Genomic DNA, 901 nt, shown 5'->3' on the forward strand with positions numbered 1-901 from the left:
CCAGGGTCAGTCGTCGTACAGTGGTATCCTCACCGAGATGGCCTCGACGGACGCCACCGCCTGGGTATTCCTCACGTACGCGAACGAATACACCGTCATGGTCAACGAAGGGTTCGACCAGGGGTACAACACCGCCGTCGACTACTACGGTGCAGAATCGACCGTCGCCGACTCCATCATCGAGAACACGCCGGAAGGCAGCATGGACGGCATGAAGGGTATCACCGAGAGTGCCCCACAGGACCAAGAGAACTACCAGAACTTCGTCTCCGCGTTCGAGTCGGCGTACGACGCGACACCGACCGTCTGGTCTGCCTACGCCTACGACGCCGTCACCGTCGCCGCTCTCGCAATCGAGGCGGCAGACGAGTTCAGCGGCGACGCACTCGCATCGGTCGTCCGCGACGTGACTCGTCCGGAGGGCGAAGAAGTGTTCAACTTCGAAGAGGCAGCGGCAATCCTCAACGACGGCGGTTCACCGAGTGACATCAACTACCAGGGTGTCAGCGGTCCCGTCGACCTCGACGAGAACGGCGACCCGCCGGGATACTACCAGATTTACACCGTCGAGAACCACGAGTACGTCTTCGGCGACTACATCACCAGCTAATCATGCACGTACGCACCGCGCGCCAACCGTCTGAACGAAGGGGGTCGAAGCGGTGATTCCGCTTCAAATCAGCCCGTTCCAGTACGTCGTCAACGGCGTGGTGTTCTCGAGTATCATCGTACTCGCGGCCATCGGCCTGTCGTTAGTCTACAGCATCGCGGACTTCGCGAACTTCGCACACGGTGACCTCATGACCGTGGGCGCGTTCTCGGCGCTGTTTTCGGTGTCGTTCCTGCAACCGGCACTCGGCGACGCGGGCGTGTTCGGGCTGCCGTTGTGGTTCTTCCTCGC

The 901-nt window shown here is 61.3% G+C and carries 2 protein-coding genes; both read left to right on the forward strand.

What is annotated here, in order from left to right; translation table 11 throughout:
• On the forward strand, nt 1-610 hold a 610-nt coding region (locus AUR66_RS18600; RefSeq protein ID WP_157533242.1), incomplete at its 5' end, for an ABC transporter substrate-binding protein.
• A 52-nt stretch (nt 611-662) separates the two neighbouring features.
• A partial coding sequence (locus tag AUR66_RS18605) for an ABC transporter permease subunit (RefSeq protein ID WP_449271648.1) occupies nt 663-901 on the forward strand: 239 nt, incomplete at its 3' end.

This window comes from Haloferax profundi (assembly GCF_001469865.1).
In the GTDB taxonomy this organism is placed as follows: domain Archaea; phylum Halobacteriota; class Halobacteria; order Halobacteriales; family Haloferacaceae; genus Haloferax; species Haloferax profundi.